The organism is Mucilaginibacter panaciglaebae (genome assembly GCF_039539265.1).
In the GTDB taxonomy this organism is placed as follows: Bacteria; Bacteroidota; Bacteroidia; order Sphingobacteriales; family Sphingobacteriaceae; genus Mucilaginibacter; species Mucilaginibacter panaciglaebae.
In genome coordinates, this window is the sequence record NZ_BAABCV010000004.1 from 195157 (window position 1) to 211009 (window position 15853).

The 15853-nt window shown below is 38.7% G+C and carries 16 protein-coding genes and 1 tRNA gene; 5 read left to right on the forward strand and 12 right to left on the reverse strand.

Going from position 1 to position 15853, the window contains the following annotated elements; all coding sequences use genetic code 11:
• Nucleotides 1-38: 38 nt before the first annotated feature.
• The 3 genes from ABD772_RS06935 to ABD772_RS06945 all read right to left on the reverse strand — a co-directional run bounded on the left by ABD772_RS06935 (nucleotide 39) and on the right by ABD772_RS06945 (nucleotide 3294).
• Nucleotides 39-1592, reverse strand: coding sequence for a hypothetical protein (locus ABD772_RS06935; RefSeq protein ID WP_345102137.1), 1554 nt, complete (start codon nucleotides 1590-1592; stop codon nucleotides 39-41).
• Nucleotides 1593-2252: 660 nt separating this feature from the next.
• Nucleotides 2253-2435 carry a hypothetical protein gene (locus tag ABD772_RS06940; RefSeq protein WP_345102140.1) on the reverse strand — a complete coding sequence of 61 codons (183 nt, stop codon included), beginning with the start codon at nucleotides 2433-2435 and terminating at the stop codon, nucleotides 2253-2255.
• A 10-nt stretch (nucleotides 2436-2445) separates the two neighbouring features.
• The gene (locus ABD772_RS06945) at nucleotides 2446-3294 is read right to left on the reverse strand and encodes an RHS repeat-associated core domain-containing protein (RefSeq protein ID WP_345102144.1); all 849 of its coding nucleotides are present in this window, start codon (nucleotides 3292-3294) and stop codon (nucleotides 2446-2448) included.
• 15 nt (nucleotides 3295-3309) lie between these two features.
• Here ABD772_RS06945 and ABD772_RS06950 point away from each other — a divergent pair, with 15 nt between their 5' ends.
• Nucleotides 3310-3702, forward strand: a complete 393-nt coding sequence (locus ABD772_RS06950) for a helix-turn-helix domain-containing protein (RefSeq protein ID WP_345102147.1) — start codon at nucleotides 3310-3312, stop codon at nucleotides 3700-3702.
• On the opposite strand, the gene ABD772_RS06955 is transcribed toward ABD772_RS06950, so the two are convergent.
• From ABD772_RS06955 to ABD772_RS06965, 3 genes are all read right to left on the reverse strand, one after another.
• A complete protein-coding gene (locus tag ABD772_RS06955; RefSeq protein WP_345102151.1) occupies nucleotides 3675-4322 on the reverse strand; it encodes a hypothetical protein in 648 nt (215 codons plus the stop codon). The genes ABD772_RS06950 and ABD772_RS06955 overlap by 28 nt on opposite strands.
• Nucleotides 4323-4326: 4 nt before the next feature.
• Nucleotides 4327-5184 (reverse strand): RHS repeat-associated core domain-containing protein, encoded by an 858-nt coding sequence (locus ABD772_RS06960; RefSeq protein ID WP_345102501.1) that lies wholly within the window; start codon nucleotides 5182-5184, stop codon nucleotides 4327-4329.
• Between the two features lie 104 nt (nucleotides 5185-5288).
• A complete protein-coding gene (locus ABD772_RS06965; RefSeq protein WP_345102154.1) occupies nucleotides 5289-5741 on the reverse strand; it encodes a hypothetical protein in 453 nt (150 codons plus the stop codon).
• A 78-nt stretch (nucleotides 5742-5819) separates the two neighbouring features.
• On the opposite strand from ABD772_RS06965, the gene ABD772_RS06970 reads away from it, so the two are divergent.
• Nucleotides 5820-6053, forward strand: a complete 234-nt coding sequence (locus ABD772_RS06970; protein ID WP_345102157.1) for a helix-turn-helix domain-containing protein — start codon at nucleotides 5820-5822, stop codon at nucleotides 6051-6053.
• Between the two features lie 820 nt (nucleotides 6054-6873).
• Here ABD772_RS06970 and ABD772_RS06975 read toward each other — a convergent pair.
• Nucleotides 6874-7221, reverse strand: a complete 348-nt coding sequence (locus ABD772_RS06975; protein WP_345102160.1) for a hypothetical protein — start codon at nucleotides 7219-7221, stop codon at nucleotides 6874-6876.
• Between the two features lie 779 nt (nucleotides 7222-8000).
• Here ABD772_RS06975 and ABD772_RS06980 point away from each other — a divergent pair.
• Together ABD772_RS06980 and ABD772_RS06985 are read left to right on the forward strand one after the other, a co-directional pair.
• Nucleotides 8001-8192, forward strand: a complete 192-nt coding sequence (locus ABD772_RS06980; protein ID WP_345102163.1) for a hypothetical protein — start codon at nucleotides 8001-8003, stop codon at nucleotides 8190-8192.
• Nucleotides 8193-9179: a hypothetical protein gene (locus tag ABD772_RS06985; RefSeq protein WP_345102166.1), complete on the forward strand. Its 987-nt coding sequence runs from the start codon at nucleotides 8193-8195 to the stop codon at nucleotides 9177-9179.
• 372 nt (nucleotides 9180-9551) lie between these two features.
• On the opposite strand, the gene ABD772_RS06990 is transcribed toward ABD772_RS06985, so the two are convergent.
• From ABD772_RS06990 to ABD772_RS07000, 3 genes are all read right to left on the reverse strand, one after another.
• Nucleotides 9552-10604 (reverse strand): AAA family ATPase, encoded by a 1053-nt coding sequence (locus ABD772_RS06990; protein WP_345102169.1) that lies wholly within the window; start codon nucleotides 10602-10604, stop codon nucleotides 9552-9554.
• Nucleotides 10605-10899: 295 nt separating this feature from the next.
• On the reverse strand, nucleotides 10900-12165 hold the full coding sequence (locus tag ABD772_RS06995; protein ID WP_345102172.1) for a phage integrase SAM-like domain-containing protein: 1266 nt from the start codon (nucleotides 12163-12165) through the stop codon (nucleotides 10900-10902).
• Between the two features lie 128 nt (nucleotides 12166-12293).
• A tRNA-Asn gene (locus ABD772_RS07000) sits at nucleotides 12294-12367 on the reverse strand.
• Nucleotides 12368-12576: 209 nt separating this feature from the next.
• Here ABD772_RS07000 and ABD772_RS07005 point away from each other — a divergent pair.
• Nucleotides 12577-13494: a PfkB family carbohydrate kinase gene (locus ABD772_RS07005; protein ID WP_345102175.1), complete on the forward strand. Its 918-nt coding sequence runs from the start codon at nucleotides 12577-12579 to the stop codon at nucleotides 13492-13494.
• A 75-nt stretch (nucleotides 13495-13569) separates the two neighbouring features.
• Here the strand turns inward: ABD772_RS07005 and ABD772_RS07010 are convergent, their stop codons facing one another.
• Both ABD772_RS07010 and ABD772_RS07015 read right to left on the reverse strand, forming a co-directional pair.
• The gene (locus tag ABD772_RS07010) at nucleotides 13570-15240 is read right to left on the reverse strand and encodes an outer membrane beta-barrel protein (RefSeq protein ID WP_345102177.1); all 1671 of its coding nucleotides are present in this window, start codon (nucleotides 15238-15240) and stop codon (nucleotides 13570-13572) included.
• Complete coding sequence (locus tag ABD772_RS07015; RefSeq protein WP_345102180.1) at nucleotides 15237-15818, reverse strand: RNA polymerase sigma factor; 582 nt, start codon at nucleotides 15816-15818, stop codon at nucleotides 15237-15239. The genes ABD772_RS07010 and ABD772_RS07015 overlap by 4 nt, the downstream gene beginning before the upstream one ends.
• Between the last annotated feature and the right edge of the window lie 35 nt (nucleotides 15819-15853).

Genomic DNA, 15853 nt, shown 5'->3' on the forward strand with positions numbered 1-15853 from the left:
GCATTAAAGTGTAGCGCCTGTTGTAATGGATTGATGGGTTACTGTGGCTTCTTCCTCTTTTTCTGTGGATTAAGTAACTCATTGCTATTATGGGTTACTGGTGGATTACCTATTATCGACTGAATATATTCTAAGACACCTACTATCATTTCCTTTGACTTGTTTTGTAGCTGCTCCAAGTCATTCCAGTTACTCACTTTGTACTCGAATCCTTTGTATCTGTTACCCCTGATTATTTTGATATAGTTCAACTTTTCCAGTTCAGCCAGGTAACGTTGCATACTACTGTGACTTAGGCGTAAGGCTGATCTGATGTCTTTGCTATAAAAGTTTTCAGTACCCTGTAGTTTTAACCAGGCTTTTAGCTTTTCAAAGAAGTTACGGCAGGCGTCGTTTAACTCATCACTCTTTTTAAGCAGTGTAACCTCCAGTAAAGTAAGGGCTGCTTCTATATCAGCCAGGGTAGTTTCAATAAACATTTCACCGGTAATAACATCCGTTTTCAATTCTCTTTGGTATTGATGATAGTATGTGACAGTCTCTATAAAAAGTAATAGCAACCACATGGTTCTTCTTGGCTTAAACACTTCATCAGGTAGCTTCAAGTATGTAGCATAAGGGTTTCGAACTGTCACTTTTTGTAAAATCCTTTGTACATTTTTTAGTTGTTCTTTTACCGCATTCTGCTCTGATTGATCAATATGTCCGGCACTCAATTTTCTTTGGTATTCCATAATACGGTCATCTTGCTCTTTACTATTATCCATGTAAAGCAGTATGCATCTGTTAGCATTGTCCTCATAAAGTTCTTCGCGGGTAGTACAACCACTTACACATACAGGGCCCTCAACATTTAAAGTCATGGTTTTCATGTTTCCCTTGCTGTCTTTCAGCGTTACCGTTTTACTGATTTTACGTTTACTCTGCAACTCTCTTAGCGGGTACATTACATTCTCGGCTCCGTCCAGGTCTTCTATTAAGAACAGCTTATGCTTCAATTCCTCTTTACCGAAGTAGTAAAATGCATTAGCTGTAAGTGTAGTGATCTCTAGCTTATCTTCCTCCGGCATCAGTTCTCCCACTTTCTCCTGTAGCCAGGTCTTACCTGTACCTGATGCACCCAAACACATCAGATGTAGTGGTATAGTCCTTTTCCTTGAGGTGTAAACTAAGTAAGCTATCAGTGCATTGGTTTCTTCACCAATAATTCCACTCTGTGCTATTAATTGTTTTGTCTGTTCCAGCAAGCCAGGGGACTTTAAAAAACTGACAGCTGCTTTACGTTGGGATTCTGTTAGCTGTATCTTTTCTTGTACTTTAGGTTTCAGACTTTCCAGATGTTCTGTACGGTATACTTCTAAAGCTGTGGTTAATTCAGTTATAACCTGGTTGACTTCTTCAGTGGTTATACTTAAAAACTCTGATACTCTTTCTATCAGTTGGCTTGTTTGTATTGTGTTATACAAGTCTACATTATGCCTGAATACGTTTTGCTTGTTGTCTTTTATACCGCCCAAGACTGTAATATGTAGCCTATCTGTGATATAGTGCAATAATTCAGGATTGTCTGTAGTGAGTTTATTTGGTTTCATAACTGTGGGGTTTGATAAAAGAGATAGAAGCTGGGTGTGCTAACACCAGGTAATCAGAATGAATAGTAAAGGGTTATATGATAGCTGTAGCTAGACTGGCTATGGGAGGTGTAAAGTAGTAAGAATGTATTGGTGGGTAGAAACAACAAAGCCTGACACCAGGCCAGGCTTCTTATAAATAGCTAAGAGATTATAAGCTTAAAGCCAAGAAATAGAAACCGAATGGCTGGGCTTGATTGCCAATTTCAGTTGTTTAAATCATTATCACCAATTTTAAAACATGACCATTTTTAGTTCATCTTTTTTAAATAAAATAAAGTTACAATAACAATAAAACCTGGGATTAACAGAGAAAAATAGGTCCACGAGTGGGTTGTTATCAATAATATTTGATTAACAATAAAAAATGCGGTGTATAAGTACACCCCCCACTTTTTCATGTACCATATTCCGAGGACGCAAAACAACCCTACCAGCAGGGAAAACTCCAAATATGGTAGATACCACTTACCGATGCTTTTGATTGGCCCTAATACCAAGCTTTTATGTGATATTATCAACCCACTAAATACTATTCCACTAGCGACAATTACTGTACAAACTATGATAATAATGATCGGCCTTTTTCTTTCTGTGTAAACCATAATAGTAAAGCAATGATCAAAAATGTTTTACCATAACTACGATTCCAATTATAATGGCCATAACTCCACCTCCTAATAATTTATAATCAAATCCTAGTTGATCTACATTTTCTGTTTTAATTTTGGTGAGTTGATTTTTTGTAATGTAAATACCCAAAGCAGTTAAAAAAAAACCGCCAATTCCGTAAATGGTGTTCATCTCTTATTTATTATTGTTGTTGCTGCTGTTGTCTATCTTCCTCACGTTTTTTGAAAAAGTCTTGAGCATATTTTGTTGCTTTTTTATTATGTTCATTATCCGGCATTCGCTTATCAGCTTTTTTTTCTGACTTACCTTCCTTTTTCTCCTCTTTTAATTTATCTGTGCCAATATCGGCTAATTTTTCTGTAACTGATAACATAGCTCCTAAAATTGGCTTTTGTACAGAACTAAGTTTCCCAACTCTTTCTAATCCTTCCAGCCTACTACCAGCAGCACCGAAAGCGATAGTACTTACGGTTGTGATAGCGGCATTTTTATCATTTCCCTTCATTAAATCTGAACCTACTGACCAAGCAGAAGCCGCGGTTTGAAATTTTTCACCTAGGGGGACCAATTCAAGACTAGCTCCATCCGTAAAGGCTGCACCGGCATATCCTCCAAAAACTAAAGCATCGCCTGTATTTGACAAAGCCTCTTGAGGGCTTCTTTTCGATGCCATAGCAGCATATGGACCGGAGACCATTACCGCAGTGCGCATATATTCACGTGCATAGTTTTTTAATGCATCACAACACCCATTGTTCCCCTCCGGCGCTCTACCATCTGGGTCCGTATATCTTACAGGGTCATCAAATGTATAACCATAAGGTGTCATTGACTCTTGTCCAGCCTCAACTAGCGGATCCACACTCGTCCACCTTGCAATCACCGGATCATAAAACCGCGCACCGTAATCATACTGCCCAAGTTCCGTCTGTAACTCCTTCTTATTGTAAAGATATTTATTTCCCGGGCTAATTACTGAACCTATTGATAATTCATATCCAAATGGCAGGTAGTCGTCTTGCTGTATCAAGCCCGGCGTACCGGTATGGCTGTCAAATGTGCTACGTACATTAGAAAGAAACGAAAGGTTTCTCAAAGCGACCTTGCTTTGGAAATAGCTGTGCACCCTAACGTATTAGGACGCTATGAACGCGATGAAACGCTACCGTCGATAGAAGTTGCAGCTAAGATCGCAAAGGCTTTAAATGTCTCGTTAGACTACTTAGTTGAGTTGTCCGATACCGAATTAGACAGCACTGTATTAGCCCGTATTGATAGCATAGCCACCCTACCAGAGCATGACAAGCAGCGTATCTTCACTGTAGTTGATGCTTTGGTACGTGACGCCAAGCCAAGAAATACAAAAGCCCAACCTAATGGCTGGGCTTGTGGTATAATAGTGGCGGCTTACTATAGTTTCGAAATATCTATTACTTGAATATCCTTGATTACGTCTTTAGCTGAGAACACTGCCTTACCTTTATGTTGAATGTTAAACAATATGTCTCTGTATATTTCTTTATAACCAACGGCCTTTGTACTGTCAACCTTTAAAGCGATTTCAAACAGGTCGTTATCCTTTTCAAATACTGTAGAATAGGTCATGTAAGGCTTGTGCTTTATTGACGTATAATACTCTCCGTATACTGATTCTTTATCCTCAAAGGTTATCTTCTTAACAGTATAGCCTGTAAATACCTCCACGGTATCGTTCTTAAGTGAATGGTATGTCGTCTTAAGATATTTGGTTACATCGAGGCCGCTTGAAACCTTGTTATACTTTAGTACAACGAAGAAGGTACTTTGATCAAAAGCGTCAACATCTGACATGAATAGATACTTGCTTTGTTGCCTCATCTTCCAATTTGTGGGGATGCACACCCTTTCTTCATCGACATCATAGCAGTGCCAATCTTTTGAGGCCAAGGATCGTCCCTGTTTCATTTCATAGTGCACGATAGTTGTGTCATGCTTAAGTTTGTTACTATCTCCTATACACCCTAACATTAAGGACATAATTATTAATAGCAATGAAGTTAATCCAATTTTATATTTCATGGTTCTACTGTTGTACAGTTACGCCGACACTTAGCGTACTTGTAGTTTTAACTTTATTCTTTTCATGAGTATAGCTTGCTTTAACACCAACATCAGTTTGCGAACTTAGTTTTGAGTTTTCTGATGTGTTTGTATGTGAAACATATCCAGCGAAAGTTGCTCCTTTTATCGTTTTACCTGCAGACATCTCTGTATTGGTTGTAACTTTGGATGCACTTATGTTAGTAGTATTGTTAGTGCTATAATCTATACCCCTTACAGTCGTACTTCCTTCTACCTCAGTCTGCTGACTGACCTCTGTGTTATTAGTAACTTTAAACATTGGTGCATTCGGAGTATTTTGAGAGTTTGGTGTAAGAAACTGACCGAGGTTAGTACGTGCTGTGGTCGTGTTGGTTATATTGACTGATGTGGTTACTCTAGCATCTCCAAATCCTAGGCTTACTTTAGCATCACTAATAACTCTGCTTACACTGGTTGAAGTACTTATGTATGCTCTGTCAATAGCAGAGCCAGCAGCTTGAAAATATTGTCTAAAGCCTTCCGCAATATAAGCCATAGGATTACCCAAACTTTGAGGTCCTGCACCACAGCAACCCTCCGTCTCCATCCCATCAGGATCAATATTCCTAATAGAATTATCATCTCCGTAAACATACGGACTGAACCTCCTTGACTTCTCCGCCAGCGGGTCAACACTTGTCCACCTGGCTATCACAGGGTCATAAAACCTGGCGCCATAATCTAACTGATCAACCAGCGCGTCCTGCTTTTCCTTACCATTATAAAGATACTTATTCTCTGGGTTTAAACGATACCTTCCGGTATCCAAACCAAAAGCAAAATACTCGTCTTCCTGGATAACGCGTGCTGCCCCGGTGCTAAAGCAGCTTGCTAAGTGCCTAGTGAAATAGAAGGCATATCTACTTCATAAGAGTTCAGGCAATTAATGCCAACTATTATTAGTTATTCATTCCAAAAACTTTTCTTGGCTTTAAGTTGGTTATCTATTTCTTGATATAATCTGGTAAAAAAGTTGTTATTACTTTTTAATTTAACCCGGTTAGAATCAATAATAACATTGACACCTATCTGTGTTGCCGTAATAGTATTTTCTTCGTTTGCAACCGTGTTCCAGTAATTCAATATTGTTAACGCGCCTAGACACAAAGTTTCACCCTTGGCAAAAAGAAAGTATGGCATAGTATTCAATATAGACATAATGTCTTTTGATGACGGTGTAAACCCATTTACCATCCATTGAAATACGTGTTGCTCAATTTTAGCTGATTGCTCAACTTTACCGATCACTTCTCTTGCCTTTTGTTCTCCATACTCATAAACATATCTGTAAGCAATAATATCGGTCAACTCATTAAAAGGCATTTTTTTCATGCCGTCATAAATTTCTTTTGTCATAATAAAATAATGAACTATAAAGTGAAAATATGAAATGTATTTCATTGTGCAAAAATGAAATAGATACCACATTTAAATGTGATAAGTGTCAGGCACGAGGAACTTATAAAAGCATTTGGTAACCAGGTAAGGCAACTGCGTAAGCAGAAAGGCTACACTATGCAAAAGCTTGCTGAAGAGGCTGGTATTGACACCCGTCAGTTATCATATATTGAATTAGGAAAAGTGAATACCACTATCAGTTCAATTTATGTCATTGCCAAAGCCTTAAACATTTCTATATCTGAATTATTGAAACTGGAAAACTACTAAACCCTTAGTGGTTCTGTTAAGAACCTTTTTTGCCGCTCACCAGCTGCGAACTGAGCACCAGGTCTAAGTAGGAGCAGCACTCAAGAGTGCGACTACTTAGTACGTTTACGCAAAATGCTGGCGGTGTATTTGAGCCTGGTTAGGCATGGGGTTTCAAATACTGTGACAGCATTGAAGCCTTGTGCGAGAAGCAGGTGAGCCTAACACGGCAAGCGGGTAGCTTATAAATGAGTGAACGCACGTGAATGATTTATAAGATACGGGAGCTTGCATGGAAACGGAGTTGGCTTAAAGCAGAAAGCATGACAGATTGATGCAGCCGGGGCCTGATACCAGGAGCATCAATGGAGTTTAACGGGCTTGGAAAGCTTGTTAAACGTAATGGCATCTGGCGTGATTTATGAGTAAGCCAATGGAGTTGGAATACCTTTGGGCCTGTGGGGTGGCCTGTGCAAGGGGAAATGAAGTATACTCTATTTTATTATCAACTGAAAATAGCTGTAGGGCATCCATTTTTTGAGTACCAGGTACATGATAATTTCTTCATCATGGGGTTTTACAGCATCAACATTTACTAGAGCATTTTCCTTTAAAATATCCGTTGCTCGAATACACCGTACTGTAAACGGAGCTACTAAGGTTCTCAAATGGCCTTTATCCGTTACTATCATTAAGGTGTTTTCATCACATAAAAAAAAGTTCTTGTTGTTCATAGGTAAACCCTGATAGTTTATTGGTTAAATAATAAAAGTTTAAAAATGGAGGGACAGCATTATGCTAATCCCCCCAAATTATCACCCTCCTAAAGGTGAGAAGATCATCAAGCCATTTCTGTGCTTTGTACCGGAGTTGCTCCAACTAAAACGGAGCTGGGACTACGTTGGTAAGCCCAGGTGTAGTTTAATAGCAGAACTTCACCGGTGCGGGGGGTCATAAACTCATACGGTTCTACATCAAGCTTCACAATTTCGCCTTCAAGCTGAGAGCCAATTAAGCTTTTCGCCGTTTCCTCATCAAAGGTGCTTGGCATTGAACACTTACGTGTAGTTGCATAGAAATTCCCTGATACCTGGCTCTGAATTAGTTCAAGCCCACCGGTTAGTTCAAGTGCTATGAACTCACGGCCATCTGCTGTTGTGCGTACAGCATAATTACTTACTGTTACCATTTTTTTGTTTTTAGGATGAATAATTATTGATGCCAGTTTTACCCCAGGGGGTAACTGTCCGGCAAGAAAGAGGGGGGGATGCTTGGATGGGCGCCCATTGACACTTTCAAAAACGAAGTAAAAAATATGGAAGAAATTTAAAATTATAGCTATTAATACTGTATAAGTGATACTGCTTTTTATAGTTATCGCAACGGATTGAACTAATAATGTTACCTATTGGCATAACCCTTTACAGACTCACACCCAATGTTTTGTCCGGTATTTAACGTAAGAAGAAGGTGGACGGACGATAAGAACTTAGGAGTCCTTACATTAAAATGACATAATGTCAGCTTTTGAGGGTGTTGAAAAATTTAGTTCTAACTTTTTTTTCTGACGTGCAGATCAAGTATTGTTGTTAACTGATTGTTAATATAGTTTATCACCTCTAAAAATTAGGGGTGAAAATTCCCCAAATGAAATTATTTTGTAAAGCATCAATAAAAATGCCAGGTCCATTTAAGTTGTAGCTAAGAAATCAAAAGTTGTTTCTACAATATTCAATGGCAGTAAACTTGTTGGTAACTGCTTGTAAAAAAGGAACTAAAGGAGGTCAATCCAATAGTTCCAATGGTGTGTCACGTTATCAAGCAGCGTTACTGCCGACATACCGAGATGGTCGTGTGCTTAAAGGTGCAAAACTATAAAATGTTTGAAAGTTTCAAATTTTTATTAATTGCATTTACACTGTCTTTTTACTGCTTGATACGTAGATGACTTCCTGACACGTGATAGAAATGGAAGACCCCATTTTGCCAATGGGTAATTGTATATTAATATGTAAGCGTATGAAGAAAAATGGAAAGTCTGTTGGTGCCAGACATTATGAGAAAAATGCACTGCTATGTCATTTTGTTAACTATGGTCAGGAAAATGATTTTATAGAAATAAGAGCCGGTATTATTTGTACAAAAAATAAGGAGGATTAAATGAAAAAGAATTTAAACAAAGTTCCCAATATTTTTATTGCAAAAATTCAGGCTTCTAATAATAATGCTTTTATTGCCGCTACAACCGTAGAAGCAAAAAAAAGTGATATAGCTGCTGGGTTATACCATCATATCGGCGTAGCTCTTTCCGAGGATACAGAGGTGGTAGTTAATGGTGATATTTACCCATTACCAGAAAATGGAAGATATTCAAAAAGGAACCAGGAGGGGAAATTTATTACTAGAAAAGATCTTCCTAAAATTTACAAGCAGTTCTATTATGGTGAAAGACCAATATTCGGTGATTACTCTAAAGGTACGTTTTCGTTAATAGTGACCAAGCTAGTTTATCAAAAAGAGTTTGTACCGCCTGAAGAGGTTACCATATCTACTGAAATATTAAATGATTATCGTTCCGGTGACGACCATGTATATATTTTAAAAGTCATGGTTAATAAAGTCATGGATAAAAATGACAACAGTTTTTATTCTGACTTATTATTTTGCTTAAATATACTACAGGAAAATATAAATAAATCTGATGTTTTCGAAGCTGAAGCTGCCCAAGCTGATTATCTAAGGACTTTAAATATAGGATGGGAGTTATTACCACTAGGAAACCGAGATATTCTTGATGAATTACTTGGCGGTGGAGGTGGTCGACCATTGACAGATCAGCAAAGGGGCATTATTCAAGAACGATATAACTACTTGGAATCACTTAATCCAACTCAGTGGATTAAAGGTATTAGTGGCATGAGAAGATATTTCGGAGCAAAGTTTGCGGACAACATAGTAGTGCTTGAAAACTTAGATTATGGAAATGCTATCTATGTTATGTTTGATAACTGGGAAGAGCTAAGTACGCTTAGTAGGACTGAATTACTTAAAAAAACCAACAGGGATTTCGAGAGGATCAAACATACCGGTAATGGATGGAGGACTAAGTTACAAATGGTAATAGCAGATAGATTAAATAGAAATTAACGTTCTACTATATAACAAAAAGGAGGTAACATTTTATTGCTACTTCCTTTTTTGTCCACAAATTCTATGCAAGCTGGACAGATTTGCTATTTACCAGGCTCTTCCCAGTCTAACCTGCATGGAATTTCTGTTGTTGGATAATTCACCGATGGTTGACTTGTCAATTTTTACACCTTCCTTTCTTAATTCATCCGAAATGCTTCTGTAGGATAACTGTTGCTTATGTCGCCAGGATTCTATGTATTGTAACTGTGGGCTTATGGGCGTTTTTCTGAAATTGACCCAGTAATGTCAGACAAAGCGGTCAGGCATTCTGTAAAAGAAAAGGCAACTATTTAAGCTGCCTTTTTAAACGTCCGTCCTGTCTATTCACTAAATAGCAACCGGACAAGCATCACCGGGTGAAGTTTTGCCGGCTCGTTGCTGCCTAATTATTTCATTAATTCTGCTTCTGCATAAACTATAACCTTCTTCCTTAATCTTGGCTTCTACCTCCCTTACGGAAAGCCCCTGGTCTGATAAAGCCATTATCCGTAAAATCAAAGCGGGTGAAGTCCCACTTCTTGTTTTACTTAAATCCGAAATTAGGCTTCTGTCTCCCGTATATTCATACCTCAACGTTGAATCCAATTTTAGCTTATAGGCCTCCTTTTTATCAGCCGGTGACAGATAATTGGATTTGGTTATTATCAGATGCCGACAGTCGTCCTCTTTGGGGTCAGACCTTAATTCTAATACACATCTCATTGATGATTCAATCCCCTGTGAGCCTAATACATTCGCTTTTGATGGTGCTCCTGCCTCGCCTTTTTTGCTGACATGGTGTATGAAAAGGACAGTACATCCATATCGGGCTGCTAATTCTTTATACTGCAAAAAGTGCTTCCTGACTTGTATCGCATTATTTATGTCCTGCTCAAATGTGTCGGAAAAGACATCTATAATGAGTATGTCTACTGGATTGGTGGCAAGCCGTTTTTCAATCAGCTTTAAATTATAGGTAGATGACCAGGTTAGATTAGTAAGCCTCTTTATTTCTTCCTCGGTCAATTTATACTTTAATAACTTTTCCTGCCAATCCTGAACTGAATCTTCAGTACTGATATACATAGAGCTGTTATAGGTAAGGTTTAACTTAAAACCTGCTACCTCGTTTTTACCCAAAGCAGCCGCAACTGCTATTTGTCGTGCTAATATAGATTTGCCGGTATCGCTCGGGCCTGATAGTACACATATTGTGTTCAACGGAAGTATTCCATCTATAAGCCAGTTATGTTCTGGTACTTTAGCATTAATTATTTCTAAACCCGAAATAAATGCCTGTCCTTCTAAATCCTTTACAAAATTACTTACCGGGGATGCTTCTTTCATGTTTTCACCCCCATTTGATTGATCTAATAGGTTTTCTTTATTTTGACTATTCATAGTCTTTTTTGATTTTACTTATGAGCTTCCTTATGGAATACGACTGACAGGGTTAACTAACCCGGCTGTTTAATAACAGCCTCGCCATTTTCTGCTTTGCTCTTGGCAGATACGTTAAAATTTAGTTAAGTAAAACAGATGAGGCAGAGAGCCCATCATCTATTGATCGTCTTGGTGGGTGGGTGAGTGCGATTTAGCTAAATATATACATAACACCCGTTCAATCCGGGATTTTGGTTTTAAAGAGTTTGGGATTGGGGGATATCATAATCCATGCCATCCCTTAAATATATCATCATGCTGGCAACCTGTCAGTTGATTTTGACATGGCGTCATTATTTTCATGACAACTGCTGTTTATCACAGCCTCATGCATCTTATCAACTACTTCTTTATCAAAAGCATCCAGGTAAATGTTGGTTATCCTATTGCCGTATTCATGCCCCAAAGCCTCTGCAATAAGTTCGTTTGAATATCCCATGCGTTTAGCTGTGGTAGCAAAAGTATGCCGGCCCACATAAGTAGTAACTGGCTCTGTGATACTAAGATTTTCGGCTAGCCGGTTTAGATATTTGTTGGTTGTTTTAATCCATTGGAAAATCAGCTTTTTGCTCTCTAAAGTGTCTTCCTCAATGTAATCTGGAAGCACCGGCAGTAAAAAAACTTTGGATTGGTTGGCGTATAACTTTAATATCTGTTCAGCCTGTGGGAACACTTTGATGCTATATAGTTTATGGGTCTTTCTTCTTTTGTATTCCAACCTGCCTTTTATAATATTTCCAGGCTTCAAATAGGCCAGGTCGGTAAATGATATACCTATCAAGTAAAAACTTAGTATGAAGTAGTTACGCGCGTGCCACTCCGGTGTATTTGTAGTAAGCTTTAATTGTTCGAACTGCCTTATGTTGACTCTGGTAATAGCTCGTTTGGCTGTCTTTTCTGTCTTGATGGATATGTCTCTAAACGGATAGGCTGATCGTTCAACCAATTTAGCCTTGATTGCTTTGTTGTATATTGCCCTAATGGAACGAAAGTAGTTACTAATTGAATTTTGCTTTATGCCTTGCTTTACAAGGGAACGGCTGAACCCATCCAGTAAATTATAGTTGATATCAACCAGTTTTAATTTGTTGTCGCCATAGTAATTTAAAAGCCTATTTACAGCCGTCCTGTATACTATTGCATTTCCGGTTCTTTTAACCTCTATCATTTCTGCTATCAACTTCTCAGCAAAAGGTTTAAATAAAGCCTGGGCATTAACCTTAGGCTTCCCGGCCAGTATAAGCTTTAAATCCTCAAATGAGAAGCTTTCATTATCCTGCTGAACTAAAATAGCACGTTGTATTTGATAATACTTTTTGCTTAAGGTCGTGTTGATGCTTTGCGCATTAGGATGAGCCTTTAATACTTCTCTATTGGTATTGTCCCAAAGATGCTCCGGTACGTCTATACCCGAGGTCATGGTATACGTTTTTTTAAAGTCAGTTATTCTAAAAATAACAGGATAGTTTCCATTTGATTTTTTTCTTCTTGTGTCTAAAGTTGTTTTTAAGGTTACCATAAAACGGGTGTGTTATGGTCATGGTTGCACAAACTATGCGCAAACTAAAGGCTGTAATGACTGCTTAAGAGGGTGGTTTAGAAATAAAAAAACCACCTAGAAGTTACTCTAAGTGGTTGATTATCAGGCTCCTGAGGCTGGGCTCGAACCAGCGACCCTCTGATTAACAGTCAGATGCTCTAACCGGCTGAGCTACTCAGGAGTACATTTCCGGTTTGGAGTGTGCAAAAGTATAATTTATTAGCTTATTTCACAATGTTTTTTTAAAAAAAATGTAAGTCGCTAAATATGAGATTAATTCTTTTTTGGTGATTAACCCGGGATACTTTTACGTTCAGAATATAGCGCCAAAGCAGTCGTATGATAAGTGGTGGATTTTAATGATATTTGCGCAAAAAAACAGAAATTATAATGAGTTTATTAGTTATTGGTACCGTGGCGTTCGACGCTATTGAGACACCTTTTGGTAAGACAGATAAAATTGTCGGCGGTGCTGCAACTTACGCAGGTTTAGCCGCTTCATACTTTTATGATAAGGTTAAGATTGTTGCCGTTGTCGGTGACGATTTTCCCGAGAGCGAAATAGCTGATTTTCGGGCTCATGGTATTGATACAGAAGGTTTACAGGTTAAAAAAGGGGAGAAATCTTTCTTTTGGAGTGGCAAGTACCATAACGACATGAACAGCCGCGATACGCTGGCAACAGAACTGAATGTACTGGCCGATTTCGATCCGGTCATTCCGGAAAGCTATCAGGACTGTGAATACCTGATGTTGGGTAACCTTACCCCGCAAGTGCAGCAAACGGTTATTAGGCGCCTTAAAGATCGCCCTAAATTAATTGTAATGGACACCATGAATTTCTGGATGGACATTGCCATGGGCGATCTGTTGGAAACCATTAAAATGGTTGATGTACTGACTATTAATGATGCCGAAGCCCGCCAGCTTTCGGGCGAATACTCATTGGTTAAGGCCGCGCGCAAAATATTAACCATGGGCCCTAAATATCTTATCATTAAAAAAGGCGAGCATGGCGCATTGTTGTTCCACGAAGATAAGATCTTCTCGGCGCCGGCTTTACCGCTGGCCGAGGTGTTCGACCCGACAGGCGCAGGTGATACCTTTGCCGGCGGTTTTATCGGTTATATGGCTAAAGTAGGCACGGTTAACTTCCATAATATGAAAAATGCAATCATCTTTGGTTCGGCGCTGGCATCTTTCTGCGTAGAAAAGTTTGGTACCGAAAAGATCAAAAATCTGACAGATGCCGAAGTAAGCGATAGGGTACAAGCGTTTGTACAGTTGTCGTCTTTCGAGATAAGATAATCGAAAAAGTTATAAATATTAAAGGCGGAATGAGTTAATCAATTCCGCCTTTGTTGTTTGTAATTGGTTAGCCGGTTATTTTTTAAGCTTGTTAAGTTTGATGCCCAAAGTAATTTGCAGATTGTTAGTATTGGTGGTAAATGAGCCCAGGGCTGAGCCCGCTTTTTGTGATTGAGGATAATAACTGTAAGTAGCATCCAGCCATAAAAACTTATAGGTAAACCCGGCACCTACAGACAGACCATAACGCAATTTATTTTCAAAATACGCCGGCTTTAGCTTACTTTTAACGCTATCAACATACCGTGTAGAGTCTTTATAGGATAGTTCGGTAACGCTGATGCGATTAACATCTTTAATAGGTATACTTAATAAAGGCCCGGCTTTTAGCCTGATATTTGGTGTAGCCTTATAGATCAAATGTATCGGTACATCTATCGTATAAATTTTGCGCGAGTTATTTATTTTGAACGTTTGTACAGTTTGCAAGGTGTCTACTTTAATTGGGTGATTATAGTTATAACTGCCATGGTCAGTGTGTGGGGTTAAAAATCGGCCTTGCGCACCTACAGCCCATTGGTCATTAAAGTTGTGATTGACAAATACCCCTAAATATATATCTACCGGAAAACTGCCATAAAAATTAAAATTTTGAGCTTTGGATGTAAAGCTACCGTTAGTGTTAAACCCTAACAACAATCCCCAATCAAAATTACTGATCATTGAGCTATTGGCAGATTTAACATTTCTTGCACTTTTATCTAAAATTCTTATGCTTGTATTTGGGCTGACGAATAAGTTAGAAGTTAATTTAGCGTTTGACGCAACTTCATTCCACGTTAAGGTGGCTTTAGCAAGCGCAGGGGTTAAAAAGAATGTTGAATTGTTTTGACGCTTATAGTCTGGTATTAATCTTGGCGCATCAGGTTCGTTTTTTTGATTATTGCCAGATATTATGTTGTGTTGACCGGCAACCAACTTATATTGGTTTGTATGATTGCCGGGTAGGCGATTACCTAATCTATTATAAGCGCGCTGGCCGCTCCCGTTGCTATTTCGAGATGATAACATACTTCCGGTTATAGTATGATTTGCCTTTGAAGTATTGACTGACTTGTTATTCCTTAATCTTGAATTATAATTTGCAGTCAATAAGTTTACAGAACTAAGTGTATTGTTATCATGGGCTTTAACTGTCGATTTATAGCCTTCCCGCGTGTTCTTTAAACTTGAATTGTAGTTGGTAGCGGGGGCGTTCGCCGAAGTAGTTATTTTGCTGTTATCAGACGTTAGTACATTCAATGAACCGTTTATTTTATTGTTGTTTTCAGGATGATCTTTTCCCGTAGCGTCTGCAGGTAAATTTGTAACCGGAGCGCTGTTTTTATCATTTTCTAAACTGTCTTCCACAGCAATAGGGTTGGCAGAAATGTTGTCTTTTCTGACTTCAGTTTTATGTTTTTGGTACCGATTGTTTTTGTTGTTATTGTTCTTATTTCCTGCCACGTAAGTAATTATGCCTGCTGCTACAATGAATCCTGCCGCAACATATAATAATTTAAATTTTGCCAGATGCGTGAGTGCATTACCGGTACTTAAGTTACCGTCATTACCAGGGATATTAACCGGCATGTGTTTGTCCAAAAGCTGGTGCATATCAGACCAGTCAGTATTCGCGTCGGAGCCGATATGCAGTTCATTGCGTTTTTGCTGCCAAAGCTCGAGGTATTGATTCCAATTTCTCATATGGCTTTGTTACTCCTTTCTGTTGTACTGTTGCTCCAGTTGTCTAATAATGTTCTTAACTTCTTTTTGGCCTCGGCTAAATGCCAGCGCGAGGTGCCCTCGCTAATATTTAGTTGTCCGGCTATCTCTTTATGATTAAAACCATCCATTTCATACAGGTTAAAAACCATTTGAGTAGCATAGGGCAGTGTGCGGATCTTCGCCAGGATATCCTCAAAATATAACTTCTCTAACACCGATGCCGGGACAACAAAATCACCCTCCTGATTTTGTTCGACCAGGGTAAGCGTGGTAAACTTTAGCTCTTTACGGCAAAGATCAATGGCTGTGTAGATCATGATCTTGCGCATCCATCCGCCCAGTTCGCCTTTTTCCAGGTCAAAACTTTCGATTGACTTAAAAACTTTCAGAAAGCCTGTATTGAACGCTTCTTTAGCCAGTTCTTTATCCGGCAAATAGTTATGGCAAACCCGTAGCATATCGGCATAAAATAACTTGTATAAAGCCTCTTGTGCCGTCCGATTGTTATTTATACAGCCGTCAACCAGTTCGCGGGTTTGGTGTTTAGACAGATTCATTCAAAAATTATCGCCGAGATAGCTTCTCAAAAACG